Annotated in this window: 19 protein-coding genes; 8 read left to right on the top strand and 11 right to left on the bottom strand. The window is 72.3% G+C overall.

All coding sequences use genetic code 11. The annotated features are described in order from the left end of the window. Nucleotides 1-67: 67 nt before the first annotated feature. On the bottom strand, nt 68-379 hold the full coding sequence (gene groES / locus ACZ6QO_RS17250; protein ID WP_055482820.1) for a co-chaperone GroES: 312 nt from the start codon (nt 377-379) through the stop codon (nt 68-70). 293 nt (nt 380-672) lie between these two features. On the opposite strand from groES, the gene ACZ6QO_RS17245 reads away from it, so the two are divergent. Both ACZ6QO_RS17245 and ACZ6QO_RS17240 read left to right on the top strand, forming a co-directional pair. Then, nucleotides 673-1875: a class I SAM-dependent methyltransferase gene (locus ACZ6QO_RS17245; RefSeq protein ID WP_465851703.1), complete on the top strand. Its 1203-nt coding sequence runs from the start codon at nt 673-675 to the stop codon at nt 1873-1875. A gap of 217 nt (nt 1876-2092) precedes the next feature. Further along, complete coding sequence (locus ACZ6QO_RS17240; RefSeq protein ID WP_465851701.1) at nt 2093-3832, top strand: hypothetical protein; 1740 nt, start codon at nt 2093-2095, stop codon at nt 3830-3832. Nucleotides 3833-3855: 23 nt separating this feature from the next. On the opposite strand, the gene tsaD is transcribed toward ACZ6QO_RS17240, so the two are convergent. The 10 genes from tsaD to ACZ6QO_RS17190 form a co-directional block, all read right to left on the bottom strand. Further along, nucleotides 3856-4887: a tRNA (adenosine(37)-N6)-threonylcarbamoyltransferase complex transferase subunit TsaD gene (gene tsaD / locus ACZ6QO_RS17235; protein ID WP_465851700.1), complete on the bottom strand. Its 1032-nt coding sequence runs from the start codon at nt 4885-4887 to the stop codon at nt 3856-3858. Then, the gene (rimI, locus tag ACZ6QO_RS17230; protein ID WP_465851698.1) at nt 4880-5326 is read right to left on the bottom strand and encodes a ribosomal protein S18-alanine N-acetyltransferase; all 447 of its coding nucleotides are present in this window, start codon (nt 5324-5326) and stop codon (nt 4880-4882) included. Before rimI ends, tsaD begins: the two co-directional genes overlap by 8 nt. 20 nt (nt 5327-5346) lie before the next feature. Beyond that, nucleotides 5347-6015, bottom strand: coding sequence for a tRNA (adenosine(37)-N6)-threonylcarbamoyltransferase complex dimerization subunit type 1 TsaB (gene tsaB / locus ACZ6QO_RS17225; RefSeq protein WP_465852009.1), 669 nt, complete (start codon nt 6013-6015; stop codon nt 5347-5349). Between the two features lie 169 nt (nt 6016-6184). Continuing rightward, entirely contained in the window at nt 6185-6796 is a 612-nt protein-coding gene (locus ACZ6QO_RS17220; RefSeq protein WP_465851697.1) for a class F sortase, read from the bottom strand. A 22-nt stretch (nt 6797-6818) separates the two neighbouring features. Next, complete coding sequence (locus ACZ6QO_RS17215) at nt 6819-7424, bottom strand: hypothetical protein (RefSeq protein ID WP_465851695.1); 606 nt, start codon at nt 7422-7424, stop codon at nt 6819-6821. A gap of 228 nt (nt 7425-7652) precedes the next feature. After that, nucleotides 7653-8108 carry a tRNA (adenosine(37)-N6)-threonylcarbamoyltransferase complex ATPase subunit type 1 TsaE gene (gene tsaE / locus ACZ6QO_RS17210; RefSeq protein ID WP_465851693.1) on the bottom strand — a complete coding sequence of 152 codons (456 nt, stop codon included), beginning with the start codon at nt 8106-8108 and terminating at the stop codon, nt 7653-7655. A gap of 49 nt (nt 8109-8157) precedes the next feature. Then, nucleotides 8158-9327, bottom strand: a complete 1170-nt coding sequence (locus ACZ6QO_RS17205) for an alpha/beta fold hydrolase (RefSeq protein ID WP_465851691.1) — start codon at nt 9325-9327, stop codon at nt 8158-8160. 13 nt (nt 9328-9340) lie between these two features. After that, a complete protein-coding gene (gene alr, locus ACZ6QO_RS17200) occupies nt 9341-10471 on the bottom strand; it encodes an alanine racemase (protein WP_465851689.1) in 1131 nt (376 codons plus the stop codon). 108 nt (nt 10472-10579) lie between these two features. Next, entirely contained in the window at nt 10580-12082 is a 1503-nt protein-coding gene (locus ACZ6QO_RS17195; protein WP_465851687.1) for an NAD(P)H-hydrate dehydratase, read from the bottom strand. A gap of 121 nt (nt 12083-12203) precedes the next feature. After that, nucleotides 12204-12554 carry a holo-ACP synthase gene (locus ACZ6QO_RS17190; RefSeq protein WP_465851685.1) on the bottom strand — a complete coding sequence of 117 codons (351 nt, stop codon included), beginning with the start codon at nt 12552-12554 and terminating at the stop codon, nt 12204-12206. Nucleotides 12555-12642: 88 nt separating this feature from the next. On the opposite strand from ACZ6QO_RS17190, the gene coaA reads away from it, so the two are divergent. Genes coaA through ACZ6QO_RS17160 form a run of 6 tightly spaced genes read left to right on the top strand, consistent with a single transcriptional unit; the run spans nt 12643 to nt 18000 of the window. Further along, nucleotides 12643-13545 carry a type I pantothenate kinase gene (gene coaA / locus ACZ6QO_RS17185; RefSeq protein ID WP_465852008.1) on the top strand — a complete coding sequence of 301 codons (903 nt, stop codon included), beginning with the start codon at nt 12643-12645 and terminating at the stop codon, nt 13543-13545. Between the two features lie 25 nt (nt 13546-13570). Beyond that, nucleotides 13571-14536 carry a DUF389 domain-containing protein gene (locus ACZ6QO_RS17180; protein ID WP_465851683.1) on the top strand — a complete coding sequence of 322 codons (966 nt, stop codon included), beginning with the start codon at nt 13571-13573 and terminating at the stop codon, nt 14534-14536. A 39-nt stretch (nt 14537-14575) separates the two neighbouring features. Beyond that, a complete protein-coding gene (locus ACZ6QO_RS17175; protein WP_465851681.1) occupies nt 14576-15484 on the top strand; it encodes an ABC transporter ATP-binding protein in 909 nt (302 codons plus the stop codon). Then, nucleotides 15477-16373 carry an ABC transporter permease gene (locus ACZ6QO_RS17170; RefSeq protein WP_465851680.1) on the top strand — a complete coding sequence of 299 codons (897 nt, stop codon included), beginning with the start codon at nt 15477-15479 and terminating at the stop codon, nt 16371-16373. The genes ACZ6QO_RS17175 and ACZ6QO_RS17170 overlap by 8 nt, the downstream gene beginning before the upstream one ends. Continuing rightward, nucleotides 16370-17287: an ABC transporter ATP-binding protein gene (locus ACZ6QO_RS17165; protein ID WP_465851678.1), complete on the top strand. Its 918-nt coding sequence runs from the start codon at nt 16370-16372 to the stop codon at nt 17285-17287. Before ACZ6QO_RS17170 ends, ACZ6QO_RS17165 begins: the two co-directional genes overlap by 4 nt. Beyond that, nucleotides 17284-18000 carry an ABC transporter permease gene (locus tag ACZ6QO_RS17160; RefSeq protein ID WP_465851677.1) on the top strand — a complete coding sequence of 239 codons (717 nt, stop codon included), beginning with the start codon at nt 17284-17286 and terminating at the stop codon, nt 17998-18000. Before ACZ6QO_RS17165 ends, ACZ6QO_RS17160 begins: the two co-directional genes overlap by 4 nt. Nucleotides 18001-18046: the final 46 nt, after the last annotated feature.

Below are 18046 nucleotides of genomic sequence, written 5' to 3'. Positions count from 1 at the left end.
AGGGCCCGGGGCTTGACACGCGTTTTTGTAAGGCTCCGTACAGGTGGTCGCTTACGCGCCCGGGGCTTTACTTCTCGATGATCGCGAGAACGTCACGGGCGGAGAGCACGAGGTACTCCTCGCCGCCGTACTTGACCTCGGTACCGCCGTACTTGCTGTAGAGGACGACGTCCCCTTCCTTGACGTCGAGCGGGATGCGCTTCTCGCCGTCCTCGTCCCAGTTGCCGGGGCCCACCGCGAGGACCTTGCCCTCTTGCGGCTTCTCCTTGGCGGTGTCCGGGATGACCAGACCGGAAGCGGTCGTCTGCTCGGCCTCAAGCGGCTGGACCACAATGCGGTCGCCGAGCGGCTTAACGGGAACCTTGGTGGCGGTCGTCACGATCGGACCTCCCCTTCAGATTGTGATGATGAGCTGAAGAGGCGACCAGCGGCCTGCCGTCGCGGGTGTCAGACCTGCCTCGTCGCATTTTTAGTTGGCACTCTCACTAGGTGAGTGCCAACACTGAACAGTATGCAAGGCCGCCGACGCAGTCAACACGGACAGGCCGCCCCAGGTCAGCCGGGCCTTCGCCCACCGTACGACTCGCCCGCTTTGTCCATGTATGGGGGTGCGCTCGCGTGGCGGCGGAGTGGTGCCGCACCGCCACGGCGCGCGCGATAGCGTCGGGAGGCGTGGACCTCTACGCCTTCCGCGAATTGCTGACCCCTCACGGGCAGAAGGCCCTCGGCGAGGCCGTGGGCGCTGTGACGGACGGCACAGACCCGGTGGCGGCGGCGAGCCGGCTCAGGAAGACCTTCGACGCGCCGCTCGCCGCGGCCGCGCTCACCCAGGCCCGGCTCCGGGCACGCGGCGCCGTCAAGTTCGGCGAGGACGCCGCACGCATGTACTTCACCCCCGACGGGCTGGAGCAGGCCACCCGCGCCGAGGTGGCGGCCCACCGCGCCCGCCGGTTCTCCCCGGGCACGCGGGTGGTGGACGCCTGCTGCGGCATCGGCGGCGACCTGATCGCCCTGGCCCGCGCCGGGTGCGAGGTCGACGCCCTGGACCTCGACCCGCTCACCGTGGAGGTCGCGCGGGCGAACGTCGTCGCCCTGGACCTCGGCGGCCGGGTCACCGTCCGCGCCGCCGACGCGGCCGAGGCCGACCCGGCCGCGTACGACGTGCTGTTCGCCGACCCGGCCCGGCGGTCCACCGGCAGGCGGGTATTCGACCCGATGGCCTACTCGCCGCCGTGGCCGGCGGTGCTCGACATGGTGTCGCGGGCTCGCGCCGCCTGCCTGAAGGTCGCGCCGGGCATCCCGTACGAGTTCATCCCCGCCGGCGCCGAGGCCGAATGGGTCTCCTACCGCGGCGAGGTCAAGGAGGCCGTGCTGTGGACCGGCGCCCTTGCGACGGCCGCCCTTGCGGCGGGCGCCGACGAGCCGCGGACGCTGCGGCGCGCGACGTTGCTGCCCTCTGGGCACACGATGGCCGCCGACCCGTCCCTCGGGCCGCCCGACCACGGACCGGTCGGGCGATATCTGTACGAACCGGACGGCGCCGCGATCAGGGCGCACCTCGTGGCCGAGGTGGCCGCCCAGGTGTCCGGTCGCCTGCTCGACCCCCAGATCGCCTACATCACCGGAGACGTCCCCGCGAGCACGCCCTGGGCGTCGCGGTACGAGGTCCTGGACACGCTGCCTTTCTCGCTGAAACGCCTGCGCGCCGCGCTCCGCGAACGCCGCATCGGCGCGGTGACGCTGAAGAAACGCGGCTCGGCACTGGATTTGGAACGCTTGCGGCGAGATTTGCACCTTTCCGGGGATAATTCGTGTGTCGTGGTGCTGACCCGCATCGGCGAGCGCCCTTTCGCGTACATCTGCGACCCATCCTGACCTGGGACGACTCCTGTCCCGCCGTCAAATCAGGGCAATATAGCGATAATCACGATGTTTTAAAGTCGGCCCCGAAAGTCTCCAGCCGAAGCACTACAGTTGGCCAGCGCGCGGGATTCCGCCTGATCGATGGCCGACCCGCCTGATTCGCCACGCAAGACGACCGGACCGACCCCACCGCCGTGCGGCCGACCGCCCGCGAGTGAAGGAGCTTTCGGTGGATCACTCCAACCACACCCTCCTCCAGGCTGGAAGCCAGACCGCCATCTCCGACCGCATGCGAGAGCTGCTCGCCAGGGCGGCGCAGGACCACGTCTACGAGCAGCGCACCCAGGGCGCGGTGCTGGACGAGATCCGCCAGCGCCTGGAAGGCATGGAGTGGCTGCTGCGCGAGGTCCGCGAACGCGAGCTTGGCGGGTTGAACGGCGCGCTCGAAGGGGTCAGCGGCAGGCTCGGCGAGCTGGTCAACCGTCCCCCCGCCTGGGCCGAGGGGCTGGCGCAGCACGTCGAGATCGTGCGCGACCGCGTCGACGGTGTGGGCAACCGCGTCGCCGGGCTCGGCGACCGCGTCGAGGCCGTCGGCGACCGCGTCAAGCCGATCGCCGAGCTTCCCGGCCTGTGGACCGACCTCGGCACGGTGCGCGAGGGCGTCGCCGAGTCCCTCAAGCGCATCCAGGCCGTCCTCGACGGCACCAAGGGCGTGCCCGAGGGCATGGCCGAGCTCACCAGGCGGCTCGCCCAGCTCTGCGCCGGCGTGGAGGCCGCGGGAGGCCGGTTCACCCGCGTCGACAAGGCGCTGCTCGACCTCACGCAGCGCACCGAGCGGGTCGAGGGCAGTGTCCTGGACCTCAGCGAGGGCCTGGAGGAGACTCTGTCGTCGGCCGTCCAGCGCCTCAGCGGGTCCATCGAGCAGCTCGCCGGCAAGGTCGACGGCATGACGGCCAAGCTGGCCGAGACCGAGACCCTGCTGACCAACCGGCTGGACGGGGTCGAGAGCCGGCTGGAGGGCGCCGGCGACGGCCTGGAAGCCCTCGGCGGCCGGCTGGAAAGCCTCGACGGACGGCTCGGCTCCATCGACGGACGGCTGGAGTCCGCGGACGGACGTCTAGCGACCGTGGACGGGCGACTGGAGGCCGTGGACGGGCGGCTGGAGACGGTGGACGGCGGGCTGGGGGCGGTGAACGACCGGCTGGCCGGCTTCGACGGGCGCATGGACGGCGCCGAGGTCCGCCTCACGAGCCTCGCGGCGCGCTTCGACGGGTTCGACGCCCGGCTGGACGAGGCCGCCGAACGCCTGGACGGTTCCGTGACCGGCCTCGCAGGGCGTTTCGACGGAGTCGACAGCCACATCGGCGCGGTCGAAGGACGGCTGGAGACCGTCGACGTCCGGCTGCAGAGCATCGACGGCCGCATTGAGACGGCCCAGTCGGGCCTCACCGGCCTGGAGGGGCAGGTCACCGGCATCCAGCGGCAGCTCACCGACACCGACGGCCGCCTGTCGGCCCTGGACGAGCACCTGACCGGCGTGGACGGACGCCTGTCCAAGCAGGACGAACGCCTTGGCGCCATCGACGCCAACTTCGAGGACGTCAACGAGCGGCTGGAGATGGTGGACGACCGCGTCGAGGCCGTCAACCAGCGCGTCGGCCAGCTGCCCGCGCTCCTGGAGGTCGGCGAGGTCCACAAGCGCGTCGGCGAGCTGATCAGCGCCCAGACCGACGACCAGGGCAAGCGGTTCGACACGCTCGACGAGCGGCTGTCGGAGGCCGCGGCGGCCCTGCCGCCCCTCGCCGAGCTCGTACGCGCCCGCCCCGACCGTGACGGGCTCGCGGAGACCGTCGACCAGATCGTCCAGCCCACCCACAGCGACCTCACCCGCAGGCTGGGAGCCCTGGAGGAGACCATGCTCGCCCTCGCGGAAGCGCTCCTACGCCCCGCCCGCACCCCCAAGGACTGAACGCCGCCTGCCCGGCGGTGTCGTCAGAGGTGGATGGCGGTTACGGGAAGGGAGGAGTCGGCGGGGATGTCCAGTGGTGACGGGGCCACGCCGGCGGCCAGCAGTTCGGACCCGAGGGCCGCGATCATCGCGCCGTTGTCGGTGCACAACCCCGGGCGCGGCACGCGCAGGCGCACCCCCGCGGCGTCGCACCGCTCCTGCGCCAGGGCGCGCAGCCGCGAGTTGGCCGCCACGCCGCCCCCGATGAGCAGGTCTTTCACGTCGTAGCGCTGGCACGCCTGCAACGCCTTGCGCGTGAGCACGTCCACCACGGCCTCCTGGAACGACGCCGCCACGTCGGCCACGGGCACCGGCTCGCCCGCGCGCTCCTTGGCCTCCACCCAGCGCGCGACCGCCGTCTTCAGCCCGGAGAACGAGAAGTCGAGCGTGCCGTCGTCGTACTTGCCGCGCGGGAACGCGACGGCCGTGCCCGACCCCTGGGTGGCGGCACGGTCGATGTGCGGGCCTCCCGGGAAGGGCAGGCCGAGCACCCGGGCCACCTTGTCGAACGCCTCGCCCGCCGCGTCGTCCACCGTGGAGCCGAGAGAGATCACGTCCCTGGCGACGTCCGGCACCAGCAGCAGCGACGAGTGGCCGCCCGACACCAGCATCGCGATCGACGGCTTGGGCAGCGGACCGTGCTCAAGCTGGTCGACCGCCACGTGCGCGGCCAGGTGGTTCACCCCGTACAACGGGACGCCGAGGCCCAGCGCGTACGCCTTGGCCGCCGCGACCCCCACGAGCAGCGCCCCGGCCAGCCCGGGACCGGCGGTGACGGCGATGGCGTCGATGTCGGAGAACCGCAGGCCCGCCCGCTCAAGGGCGCGCTCGACGGTCGGCGTCATGGCCTCCAGGTGGGCGCGCGAGGCCACCTCGGGCACGACACCGCCGAACCGCGCGTGCTCTTCGACGCTCGACGCGACGGTGTCGGCCAGCAACGTGTTCCCCCGGACGAGGCCGACGCCCGTCTCGTCGCAGGAGGTCTCGATGCCGAGGACCAGAGGTTCGTCAGCCATCAGCGCCCACCTCGTCCATCTTTCTCATCATCATGATCGCGTCGGTTCCGTCGTCGTAGTACTCACGCCGCAGACCGATGCGCTCGAAGCCGAAACGCTCGTACATGGCCTGTGCGGGCGGGTTGTCGGCCCGCACCTCAAGGAACACCGCCGTCGCGCCGCGGCGCACGGCCTCGTCGAGCAGCGCACGCAACATCGCGCTGCCGATGCCGGCCCGCTGGCGGTCGGCGCTCACGGCGATCGTCTGCACGTCCGCCTGGTCGCCCGCCGCGGCCAGCCCGGCGTATCCGACGACCACGCCGTCGGCCTCGGCGACGATGTAGTGCCTGGTGCGCGGCTGGTCGGCCAGCTCGCCCCGCAGCATGCCCTCGCTCCAGGCGTCGAACGGGAACGTCGAACGCTCGATCGCCAGGACCGCCGGCAGGTCTGTCTCGGACATCTGGCGCAGCGTCGCGCCTGTCATACGGTGACCTTCTTCGGCGGGCCGGGCACCCGCGCGTCCGGCCTGCGCAAGTAGATGGGACGCGGCGCCGTCAGCACCCCGTCGCCGGCCGCGTCGCCCGCGGCCAGGCGCTCGGCGGCCAGCGCGGCCAGCGCGCCCGCCGCCGGATATTCGGGAACGCCCGGCACCAGCCGTCCCTCTCCGAGGATCTCGGCGTACATCGTCGCGCCCGCACCCACCACCGGAAGCTCACCCGGCACGTCGCCGGGACGGTCGACCGAGGGCTCGGTCACGCGCGTGCGCATATCGGCGTAACGGGCCCAGAAGACTTCCTTGCGGCGGGCGTCGGTGGCGACGACGAACGGCTCGCTCAGACCGCTCGCATAGGCGAGCGCGTCCAGCGTGCACACCCCGTACGCCGGGGCCCCGCTCGTCGAGGCGAACGCCTGCGCCGTCATCAGCCCGACCCGCAGGCCCGTGTACGGCCCAGGGCCCGCCCCGGCGACGATCGCCGTCACCTCGCGCAACGACACCCCCGCCTCGCGCAGGACCTCACGGACGGAGGGGACCAGCAGTTCGCCATGACGGCGCGCGTCGATCGTCGTCGATTCGGCGAGCACCCGCTCGCCATCGTGAATCGCCGCCGTGACGGCCGGAGTCGCGGTATCGAAGGCCAAGACCAGCACGAACATCAAGCCTAGCCGTGTTTCCCTGCGCTCGCTCCGCTCGCGCGGTGCCCGGGCGCCCTTGAGCCGGCGTCCTTCCTCGTCGTTCACGAGCGCTCGTTCCTCGCACTCGCTCTCTCCTCGTCAGGACACCGGCGCGCCCGAGCACGTGTGGGCTGGGGGATGTCGGTCAGGAAGCAGGTGCGGAGGAGGAGGCGCTCGGGCTGGTCAGGGCCTTGAGGTTGGTGTCGCGGGGGGACACGCGGGAGGCGTAGACGATGATGTTGTCGAGGTACTCGTGGGTTCTGCGGTCGAAGACGCCGCCGCAGGTGATGAGGCGCAGGCCGTCTTCGACGTAGACCCGCTGGGCGGGGAAGCGCTCCTTGGACACCTGTTCGATGGAGTCGACCTTGTAGGTGGCGGTCCTGCCGTCGCTGCGCAGGACCTTGACGACCGCGCCCTTCTTGACCTCGCGCAGGCGGTAGAAGACGGCCGGAGCCGTCTTGGTGTCCACGTGCCCGATGATCACGGAGGCGCCCGAGTCGCCCGGTACGACGCTCTGGTCGAACCAACCGGCCGTCGTGGGCTTCTCGAACGGGGGCAGCTCGACCTCGCCGTCGTCGTCGAGCCCGAGCTTCATGAGGGGCGCCTTGATGGCGAGCGAGGGGATGTCGAGCCGCTTGGGGACGGCGGCGGCCCGCTGGGGCGCGGCGTCCTTGTCACGGTTCGTCAGCGCGAACATGATCGTGCCGGTGACGAAACCGATCGCCACGACCTTCAGCCACTTGGGGGAATCAGCCATCGGTGGAACGCCGCTTTCGAGCTCAGCGGACCTTCGACCTGCGACGCGCCACGGCGATGCCGCCGGCCAGGGCCACGGCGAGACCGGCCGCGATCACGCCGCCGGGGACGCCGGACGGCTCCTCGGCGGGCCCGCCGGCCGCCGTGCCGCCGCCGCCCGCCCGCGGCGCCCTGGTGGGCACGGCGCGGGTGCGGGTGGGGGTCGCGGTGGCCTTCGGCCGGGCGACCACGGTGAGGTTGGCCTTGCCGATGTCGTTGGTGCCCTCGCACTTGACCTCGACCTGGTAGCGCCCGGGGTCGGAATCCTCGTCGACGAGCGCGAACCCGTGTACCTCCGGCGGCGGCGCGGCCGCGGTGACCGGGGTGGACGACGTGGCGGGGGTGGCCGGCGGCGGCTGGGTCAGGGTGACCAGGCCGGTGAACGCGTCCGACCGCGCGGTGGCCCGGTAGGCGGTGCCGCCCTGCGGCAGCGGGCAGAACGCCCGCACGCGGATCGACCGCGTCGCCCCGCCCTGCACCCGGTCCGGGATGAGCTGGACGCGGATGTCCTGCCGGCTCACCGATGGCGACGGGGTGGGCGCCGACTCACCGCCGCTCTGCGCTTCCGCCGTGCAGGCGACGCCACCCAAGAGTAGGAATGCTCCAGCAACCGCGACCTGCCCGACCCTGTGCACCGTCGCACTCCACTTCGCCTGCGATACGACCCCGCCGACATGACCACGCTTAGGCGTTACCCCACCTGCATACCCAGAAAAATCAGGGCAATCCATTGGAACGATCTTCATTCCGATGATCCGGAGCAAGTGGGGCCCGCGTCAAGGCTGGCTAGATTACCGGTCTAGATCGCGGAAAGGCGGTCAATCGAAAGAGCCGGGCATGTCATGCCAGCGCGGGCCGACGCCGCGGAGCCGCACCAGCCGCTCGTCGCCCGCGTCGCCGCGCTCGATGGAGATTTCGAGCCGGTCGTCCGCCAGCCCCTCCACCAGGCCCTCTCCCCACTCGACCACGGTCACCGAGTCGTCCAGGGAGGCGTCGAGGTCCAGGTCGTCGACCTCCAGCGCGCCGCCGAGGCGGTAGGCGTCCGCGTGGACGAGCGCGGGCCCGCCGGTCAGGGACGGGTGGACCCTGGCGATGACGAACGTCGGCGAGGTGATCGGGCCGCGGACCTTCAGGCCCTCGGCGACGCCCTGCACCAGGGTGGTCTTGCCGGCGCCGAGCGGGCCGGACAGCACCACGAGGTCACCGGGCCGCAGCAGGCGCGCGATCTCCTCACCCAGCGCCCACATGTCCTCGGTCGTCGCCGCGCGCCTCATCTGGCTCCCTCCCCGCGTCCGTCGCCCTTCAAGGGTCTCATGGCGCCCGTCACGAGGCCTCCTCGTCCGCGCCGCCGTTCTCGTCCGCGCCGCCGTCCTCGCCAGCGCCCTCGGACTTCCCGGAGCCGGCCGAGGCCACGGCGGGCGGGGCCTCCTCGGCCTGCGCGAGCTCCTGGACCTCGGCGACCCTTTCGAGCAGCTCGCCGATCATCTCGTTGACGATCGCCGGCTTCTCCATGAGCACCAGGTGGGAGGTGCCCGGGACCTCGGTGAGCCGGGCGGAGGCCACGGTGGCGCTGATCGCCCTGCTGTGGTCCGGCGGGGTCAGCCAGTCCTTGTCCCCCACGATGACCTCGACCGGCACCTTGCCGACCACGTCGAGGGCGGCCAGCTTGTCGTGCGACATCAGCGCGGGGTAGAAGTCGGCGATGACGTCGGTCGGCGTGGAGCGGATCATCGACTCGGCGAAGTCGACCACCGTGGGGCTGACGTTGGAGGGGTCGCCGAACGCCAGGTAGCGCAGGGCGAGGAACGACACGTCGTTGCCGGCCTGCCTGCCCCGGTCGATCAGCGCCGCGCGGCGGCCGAGCACCGACACCGCGGGCGGCGCCACCCAGTGGACGACCTTGGAGATCAGCGCGGGGAGACCGAGGGTGAGCTCGGCCAGCTTGCCGGCCGAGGTGGAGATCAGCGCGACCCCGCGCACCTTGTCGCCGAACAGCTCGGGACGGCTGTCGGCCAGCGCCATGACCGTCATGCCGCCCATGGAGTGGCCGACCAGCACGCACGGCCCAGGCACCAGTTGCCTGAGGATCTCGGCCAGGTCGTCCCCGAGGCGGTCGACGGTGCAGTCCTCGGCCGGGGTGCGGGCCGAACGCCCGTGGCACCGCTGGTCCCAGAAGACCATCCGGTAGCGGTCGCGCAGGTCACGCCGCTGGTAGTGCCAGGAGTCGAGGTTGAGCGTGTACCCGTGGCAGAACACGACGGTCAGCGGGGCGTCCTCTGGCCCGTCGACCTCGGCGTACAGCTCGACGCCGTCGGAGGTCCTGACCGTGGTCGGACGCCCGCGCAGCTCACCGAACTGCTCGCTCGCCTCCAGGTCGGGCCGCAGACGGATGCGGCCCACGACGTACCGCTTGGCCAGCGCCGTCGCCGCGAGGCCCGCCGACGCCGTCCCGAAGACCGCCCCGGCGATCCCGACCCTGCGCCGTGTGGACATTCACGACCTCCTCTTACCGGTGAACGCGCGGCACGCGCGGACCAATCCTCGTCACGATCTCATGGGTGATCGTGCCGAGGGAATCGGCCCACTCTTGCGCGGTCGGCTCGCCGGCGGTCCCCGGCCCGAAAAGGATCACCTCGTCACCCTCGCTCGCCTGGTCGTCACCGATGTCGATCAAAAACTGGTCCATGCACACCCGGCCCGCGATCGTGCGCCGCCGGCCCGCCGCCCACACCTGCCCGCGATTGGTGGCCGCACGCATCACACCGTCGGCGTAACCGAGGGGCACCAGCGCCAGCGTCGTCTCGCGCTCGGTGACGTAGAGGTGCCCGTAGGACACCCCCGTGCCGGGCGGCACCCGCTTGACCATCGCCAGGCGGGCGCTGAGCGTCATCGCGGGCCGCAGCCCGAAGTCGCCGAGCTCGGGGATCGGGCTGAGCCCGTACACCGCGAGGCCGGGCCGCACCATGTCGTAGTGGGCCTGGGGGATGTTGACGGTGGCCGCCGAGTTGGCGATGTGGCGCAGGACGCGCGGCCCGGCCACCCCGGACTTCTCGGCTACCGCGAGGGCGTCGTCGAACGCGGCGAGCTGCCGCTCGATCGCCGGGTGCCCGGGGATGTCCGCGCAGGCCAGGTGCGACCACAGCCCGGCGATCTCGATCAGGCCCTCGGCCTGTGCGGCCAGGGCGCGCTCCAGCAGCGCGGGCCACCCGTCGGCGGTGGCGCCGCCGCGCGTCATGCCGGTGTCGATCTTGAGGTGGACGCGCGCCGTGCGCCCGGTGCGGCGGGCCGAGGCCGCGATGTCGTCCAGCAGCCAGACCGCGCCCGCCGACAGGTCGACCGCGGCGGCCACGGCGTCGTCGATGGGCTCGCCGGGCGTGACGATCCACGACAGGACGGGCGCCGTCACGCCGGCGGCGCGCAGGTCCAGGGCCTCCTGGATGAAGGCGGTGCCGAGCCGCGAGGCGCCGGCGGCGAGAGCGGCGCGCGCGCAGGGCACCAGGCCGTGGCCGTAGGCATCGGCCTTCACCACGGCCATCATCTCGGCGGCCGGGGCGTGCTCGCGCAGCACGGCGAGGTTGTGCGCGATGGCGGAGAGATCCACCCGGGCCTGAGCCGGCGTCACGAGGGAACCGTCCATGGGGAAGCTCACTCTCTCAGTCTGGCAGTGACGCGCCGTGCCCGAGCCGGTCGGCAGGGCGGCGGTGGCGGTCGTCACAGTGGTACGGGTCGGCGTGATCAGTCGAGGTCAGGCGCCCGCGGTGAGCGCGCGGACGGCGGCGGGGATCGCAAGGGCCACGTCGAGGGCGGCGATCGGCGCCTCGCCCTCTTTCGGCCCGCCGGCCGCGAGGCGTCCGGCCAGACCATGCGCGTAGGCCGCGCAGGAAGCGGCGTCATAGCAGCTCAGCCCCCCGGCGAGGAAGGCTCCCGCGATGCCGGCGAGCACGTCGCCCGTGCCGCCGGTGGCCAGCCAAGGGGTGCCCGTGACGTTCACGCGGACCGGCCTGCCCTCCTCGGCGACCAGGGTAGTCGACCCCTTGAGAAGAACGGTCACTCCCAGTTCCCGGGCCGCGTGGCGTGCGTAGTGCAGCCGGCGGGCCTCGATGTCGTCCCGCGCCACGCCGAGCAGCCGGGCGAGCTCACCGGCGTGCGGGGTGATCAGCGTGGGCGCCTCGCGCCGCAGGAGCCCGGGGTCGCCGGACACGACGGTCAGGCCGTCGGCGTCGACCAGCACCGGGACGTCGCCGCCGAGCACCGACCGTGCCAGGGCGTGCGCCTCGTCGCCGGTGCCCATGCCGGGCCCGAGTACCCACGCCTGCACCCGGCCGACGTCTCGCACTCCCTCGGCGGCCGTGACGACCTTCGTCACCGCCTCGGGCCATCTGGCGCGTACCTGGGCGACGGGCTCGGCGGCGCTCGCGAAGCGGACCAGCCCGGCGCCCGCGCGCACGGCGCCGCCGACCGTCAGCACCGCCGCCCCGGTGAACCGGTCGCTGCCCGCGACGACGCCGACCACGCCCCTGCGGTACTTGTCGGACTCCGCTCCCGGGCGCGGCAGCCGGCCGGCGACGTCCGCGCCGGTGAGCGCCACCACGTCCGGGTCGGGCAGGTAGGGCCCGAGGCCGATGTCCACCGGGTGCAGGGTGCCCACGCGGCTCGCTCCCGGGTCGATCAGCAGGCCCGCCTTGACCGCGCCGAAGGTCACCGTGAGATGCGCGCTGATCGCCTCGCCCGCGACCTCCCCGGTGCTCGCGTCGACCCCGCTCGGGACGTCCACGGCGACGACGACGCCGGGCGCGCCGGCCGTCAGCCTGGCCAGCGCCGCGTACGGCTCGCGCAGCGCGCCGGCGCCGCCGATGCCCACCAGGCCGTCGACGATGACGTCCGCCCGCTCGACCAGGTCCGCGAGGACGCCTCCCGCGGCGTCGACGCCGTCCCGCGCGTCCACGAGCCGGCCTCCGGCCCGGCGCAGGTCGGCCAGGCCTCCCTCGTGCGTCTTGCGCCCGGCGAGGACGGCGTGCACCCGCGCGCCGCGGCGGGCCAGCAGGGCTCCGGCGTACAGCGCGTCGCCGCCGTTGTCACCGCTGCCGATCAGCAGGACGACGCGGGAGCCGTACACGCGGGGCAGGACGTTCACGCAGGCCACCGCCAGCGCGGAGGCGGCACGGCGCATGAGCGTGCCCTCGGGGAGGCGTGCCATGAGCGTCCGCTCGGCCGCCCTGATCTGGTCGGAGGTGTACGCGGTCAGCATCTCACCGAATGTAGCCCTCGCCGATCACCGCCGCGAAGGCCACCCGCCGCGAGACGCCACCCACGCGCGGCCCCACGCGCCCTTCCGTGCCGACCCCGCGCGCCGGCGGCCCGGCCGGGCGTCAGCCTTCGGCGATGACGTAGGCGATGGCGAGGCCGCCGTCGTGGCTGAGGGAGACGTGCCAGCGGCGCACGCCGAGCTTCGCGGCGACCTCGGCGACCCGGCCGCGCACCCCGAGCACCGGACGTCCGTGCTCGGCGACCGTGATCTCGGCGTCGCGGTGGCCGAGGCCGGGCGGCGCGCCCAGCGCCTTGGCCACGGCCTCCTTGGCGGCGAAGCGGGCGGCCAGCGAGGCGACGGGCAGCCCCTTCTCGGCATCGGTGAAGACGCGGTCGCGCAGGCTCGGAGTGCGTTCGAGGGCGGCGCCCAGGCGCGCGATGTCAACGATGTCCACGCCGATGCCCACGATCACCGCCCCATTCTGCCGCAGAGCGGCCCCGCCGAGATCGAAGGCGGGGCCGTCAGTAGAGTTTGCGGCCATGGAGGCACCGAACCCCTATGTGGAGCTCAGCCGCGCGCAGTGGCGAGATCTCCGAGAGAACACGCCTCTCACCCTCACGGCCGACGAGCTCGAAGAGCTGCGCGGGGTCGACGACCCGATCGACCTGGCCGAGGTCACCGACATCTACCTCCCGCTGACGCGCCTGCTCAACCTGCACTTCACCGGGGCGCGGCAGCGCAGCGCGGCCGTCAACACCTTCCTCGGCGACGACCGCGAGCCGCCTCCGTACATCCTGGGCATCGCGGGCAGCGTCGCGGTCGGCAAGTCCACGACGGCCCGGTTGCTGCACACCCTGCTCGCCCGCTGGCCGGAGCACCCCCGGGTGGAGCTGGTCACCACCGACTCCTTCCTCTACCCGAACGCGGTGCTCGAAGAGCGCGGCATCCCGCACCGGAAGGGCTTCCCCGAGAGCTACGACCGCCGGGCGCTCGTGCGGTTCGTCGCCGACGTCAAGGCGGGGATGCCCGAGGTCCGCGCCCCCATCTACAGCCACCTGGAGTACGACATCGTGCCCGGCGCCGTCCAGACGGTCCGCCGGCCGGACATCCTGATCGTCGAGGGCCTCAACGTGCTGCAGCCCGCCCCGCCCGCGGCGCTCGCGGTGAACGACTACTTCGACTTCTCCATCTATGTGGACGCCAAGGTGGAGGACATCAGGTCCTGGTACGTCGACCGCTTCCACAAGCTGCGCCGCACGGCGTTCGCCGATCCCAAGTCGTACTTCGCCTACCTCGCCGACCTGTCGGAGGAGGAGGCGACGCGGTTCGCCAAGGACGTCTGGCGGGACGTCAACGAGCGCAACCTGGTCGAGAACATCGCCCCCACGCGCGGTCGCGCCGGACTGGTCCTGCACAAGGGCGCCGACCACTCGGTCCGCCGCGTCCAGCTCCGCCGTACCTGACCCGCGCCGTACTTAGGCTTTGATCGTGTTGCACTTGCGGGTGATCTCCCCTTCCGGCCGCACCGTCGATGTGCTGGACCTCCTCGACGCCGCCGTCGGCGTCACCAACGTCGTCGTCCTGCCGGACGCCGGCCACCGTCCCAAGGGCGACGTGATCCTGTTCGACGCCGCGCGCGAGGCGACGAACGAGATCATCGAACGGCTGAAGGACCTGCGCCTGCCCGAGGACGGCTCGATCGCGGTCGAGCGGGTCGACCTCTCGCTGTCCGACGTGGCCGACGTCGCCGAGGCCGAGGCGCCGGGCGCGCCCGAGGACGCCGTGGTGTGGGAGGAGTTCGCCCGCCAGGTCGCGAGCGACTGCCGCATCACCTGGGCGTTCCTGGCGTTCCTCACCATCGCCACGCAGCTCGCGGCGATCGGCGTGCTGCTCCCGTCGATCATCCTGATCGTCGGTGCGATGGTCCTCGGCCCCGAGTTCGGCGCCGTGGCCGCGGTCTCGTTCGGGCTGCTGCGCCGCGACCGCCGGCTCATCGTGACCGCGGCCCGCGCGCTCGTCGTCGGGTTCGCCGTGGCCATCGCCGTCACCTGCGCGTGCGCGCTGCTGTTCTCCGCCTTCGGGTGGATCACCCCGCAGAGCCTCAACGGGCACAACGAGGTCGAGTTCATCGTCAAGCCGGACAAGTGGTCGTTCATCGTCGCGCTGCTCGCCGGGGGCGCCGGGGTGCTGTCGGTCACGGCGGGCAAGTCCTCGGCGCTGGTCGGCGTCTTCATCTCGGTCACCACGGTCCCGGCCGCCGGGTACGCCGCGGTGGCCGTCGCGCTGGGCCGCTGGCAGGACGTCGGCGGCTCGGTCACCCAGCTGACGACGAACATCGCAGGCATGATCATCGCCGGCACGCTGACGCTGCTGGTCCAGCGGTTCTTCTGGGCGAAGTACGGCCTGCGCATCACCTCGCCCGCCGCTCGGAGGAGACGCGGTTCCTCCGTGTGAGGGAGGATCCGCGCCGGGCGCTTGGATAGTGTCCTGGTCATGACCATCCTCGCGACCGAGGGACTCACCAAACGCTTTCCCCGGGTGACGGCGCTCGACGGCCTCACCGTCAGCGCGGGATCGGGCGTCACCGGCCTGGTCGGCGCCAACGGAGCGGGGAAGTCCACCCTCATCAAGATCCTGCTCGGCCTGCTGCCGCCCACCGAGGGCCGCGCCACCGTCCTCGGCCTGGACCCCGCCGTCCAGTCGCTCGACATCCGGCGCGTCGTGGGCTACATGCCCGAGCACGACTGCCTGCCGCCCGACGTGTCCGCCACCGAGTTCACGGTGCACATGGCGCAGATGTCCGGCCTGCCGCGCAGCGCCGCCCGCGAGCGCGCCGCCGACACCCTGCGGCACGTCGGCCTGTACGAGGAGCGCTACCGGCCCATCGGCGGCTACTCCACCGGCATGCGGCAGCGGGTCAAGCTGGCCCAGGCTCTCGTGCACGACCCGAGGCTCGTCTTCCTCGACGAGCCCACCAACGGCCTCGACCCGCAGGGCCGCGACGACATGCTCGCCCTGATCCGGCGCATCGGCACCGAGTTCGGCATCAGCGTGGTCGTCACCTCGCACCTGCTCGGCGAGCTCGAACGGGTCTGCGACCACGTCATCGTCATCGACGGCGGGCGCCTGCTGCGCTCCTCGGCCATCGGCGAGTTCACCCAGGCGACCAAGTCGATCACCGTCGAGGTGGAGGAGGGCGCCGACCGCCTGGCCGCCCGGCTCACCGAGGCGGGGCGGCAGGTCACGCCGCACGGCCGCCTGCTGAGCGTCGAGGCGGGCTCCCCCGACACCTTCGACATCGTCCGGGACGCCGTGTGCGACCTGGACCTCAGCCTGGTCCGGCTGGAACAGGGCCGCCACCGCATCGAGGACGTCTTCCGGGAGGAGGCCGCCAATGTCTGAGACCGTTCCGCCTCCGCACGCGCCCACCGGCGTCATCCACGACATCGGCTACCGGCACTACGAGGGCGCGCGTCTCGGCCGGGGCAACGCGTTCGCCGCCCTGACGCTGCACAGCCTGCGCGGCGTCTTCGGCCTGGGCCGCCCCGCCCGCGCCAAGATCATGCCGTTCGCCCTGGGCGGGGTGATGATGCTGCCGGCCGCCGTGTCGATCGCGGTGATGGCCCTGCTCAAACGGCAAGGGGTGTCCTATACGGCCTACGCCGTGACCATGCAGGCGGTGCTGGCGGTCTTCCTCGCGGCCCAGTCGCCCTATCTGGTGGCTCCCGATCTGCGGTTCCGCGTGCTGCCGCTGTACCTGTCCCGGCCGGTCAAGACCGGCGACTACGTGGCGGCCAAGCTCGGGGCCATGGCCATCGCGCTGTTCCTGCTGGTGGCGGTGCCGCTGACCACCCTGTACATCGGCGAGCTGCTCATCGACCTGCCCGGCCCGCCGCACACCGGCGACTACCTCGCCGCGCTGGCCACCGCGGTCATCTACGCGGTGCTGCTGGCGTCCGTCGGCGTCGCGCTCGCGTCGTTCACTCCGCGGCGCGGGCTCGGCGTGGCCTCGGTCATCGCCGTCTACCTGCTGTCCTCGGCGATTTCGGGCGTCATGGTCGGCGTGCTGATGTCGGTCAGCCGCGACAGCGCCGCCCAGTGGGCGTGGCTGCTCAATCCGTTCTTCCTGGTGGACTCCGTGCAGGTGTGGCTGTTCGGCACCACGGCCAACAACGACGGCGGCTATCCGCCCGGGGCCGGCGGGCCGATCGCCGCCGCCGCCGTGCTCGCGATCGTCGCCCTGTCGGTGACCGCGCTCGTCCTCCGCTACCGCAAGGCGGCCTCATCGTGAACATCGAACTCACCCAGGTCTCCCGCTGGTACGGCAACGTGGTGGCCGTCAACGACGTCACGATGACCGTCGGCCCCGGCGTGACCGGGCTGCTCGGCCCGAACGGCGCGGGCAAGTCCACGCTGCTGCACATGATGGCGGGCTTCCTCGCCCCCTCCACCGGCACCGCGACGCTCGACGGCAAGCCCATCTGGCGCAACCACCAGATCTACCGCTCCATCGGGCTGGTGCCCGAGCGCGAGGCCGTCTACGGCTTCCTCACCGGCTGGCAGTTCGTGCTCTCCAGCGCGCGCCTGCACCGCCTGCCCTCCCCGGAGGACGCCGCCGCCAAGGCGCTGGCCATGGTCGAGATGGAGGACGCCAAGGACCGCCGCGTCGAGACCTACTCCAAGGGCATGCGCCAGCGGGTCAAGGTCGCCGCCGCCCTCGTCCACGACCCCCAGGTGCTGCTGCTGGACGAGCCGTTCAACGGCATGGACCCCCGCCAGCGCCTCCACCTGATGGACCTGGTCAGCGAGCTGGGGGCCGCTGGACGCACCATCTTGTTCAGCTCGCACATCCTGGAGGAGGTCGAGCGGGTCGCCCAGCAGATCGAGGTGCTCGTGGCCGGCCGGCACGCGGCCTCCGGCGACTTCCGCGAGATCCGCCGGCGCATGACCGACCGGCCCCACCTGTTCCGCGTGCGCTCCAGCGACGACCGGCGCCTGGCCGCGGCGCTCATCGCCGACGCCTCCTCGGGAGCGGTGTCGCTGAGCGAGACCGGCCTTGAGGTGCAGGCCGTGGACTTCCGCAGGTTCACCTGGCTGCTGCCCCGCGTCGCCCGCGACGCCGGCGTCACCGTCTGGCAGCTCTCCCCCGCCGACGAGGACCTCGAAAGCGTCTTCTCCTACCTGATCACCCGGAGCACCCGATGAACTCCGTCGTCGCCGGCATCACCTACCGCGCCGTCCTCGGGCGCCGCCGGGTCCTGCTGCTGATCCTGCTCCCGCTCGTGCTCATCGGCCTGGCCGTGGTCCTGCGCCTGGTCGGCAGCACGGACGAGCGGGCCACCGTCACGCTCATGCAGGTGTACGCCATCGGCACCATGCTGCCGCTGCTGGGCCTGATCGCCGGCACCGGCACGATCGCGCCCGAGATCGACGACGGCACGATCATCCACCTGCTGTCCAAGCCCATCTCGCGCCCGGTGATCGTCCTCACCAAGTTCGCGGTGGCCTCCTCGCTGCTCGCCCTGTTCGCCGCCGTCCCGACGTTCGCCGCCGGGTACCTCCTGCTCCGCGGCGAGTCCGGCATCGCCGCCGGGTTCGCGCTGGGCTCCCTGATCGGCGGCATCGCCTACTCGGCGGTGTTCCTGCTGCTCGGCGTCGTCACCCGGCACGCGGTGACCATCGGCATCATCTACGCCGTGGTCTGGGAGAGCCTGGTCGGCGGCCTGGTGCCGGGCGCGCGCAACTTCTCCATCCAGCAGTGGGCGCAGACCTTCGCCGGGCAGCTCACCTCGACCGACTTCTTCAAGCCCACGGTCACCATGGGCTTCGCCGTCCCCGCCGTCCTGATCGTCACCATCGGCGCCGTCCTCTGGGCCGGCCAACGCCTGCGCTCCCTCTCCCTCACCGGCGACGAGTAACCCGCCCGCGCTCGCACCGCTGCGGCCCGCAGCCTCAAGCACTGAG

Source organism: Sphaerisporangium sp. NPDC049457, from assembly GCF_055586705.1.
This window is presented reverse-complemented; position numbering and strand designations above follow the sequence as displayed.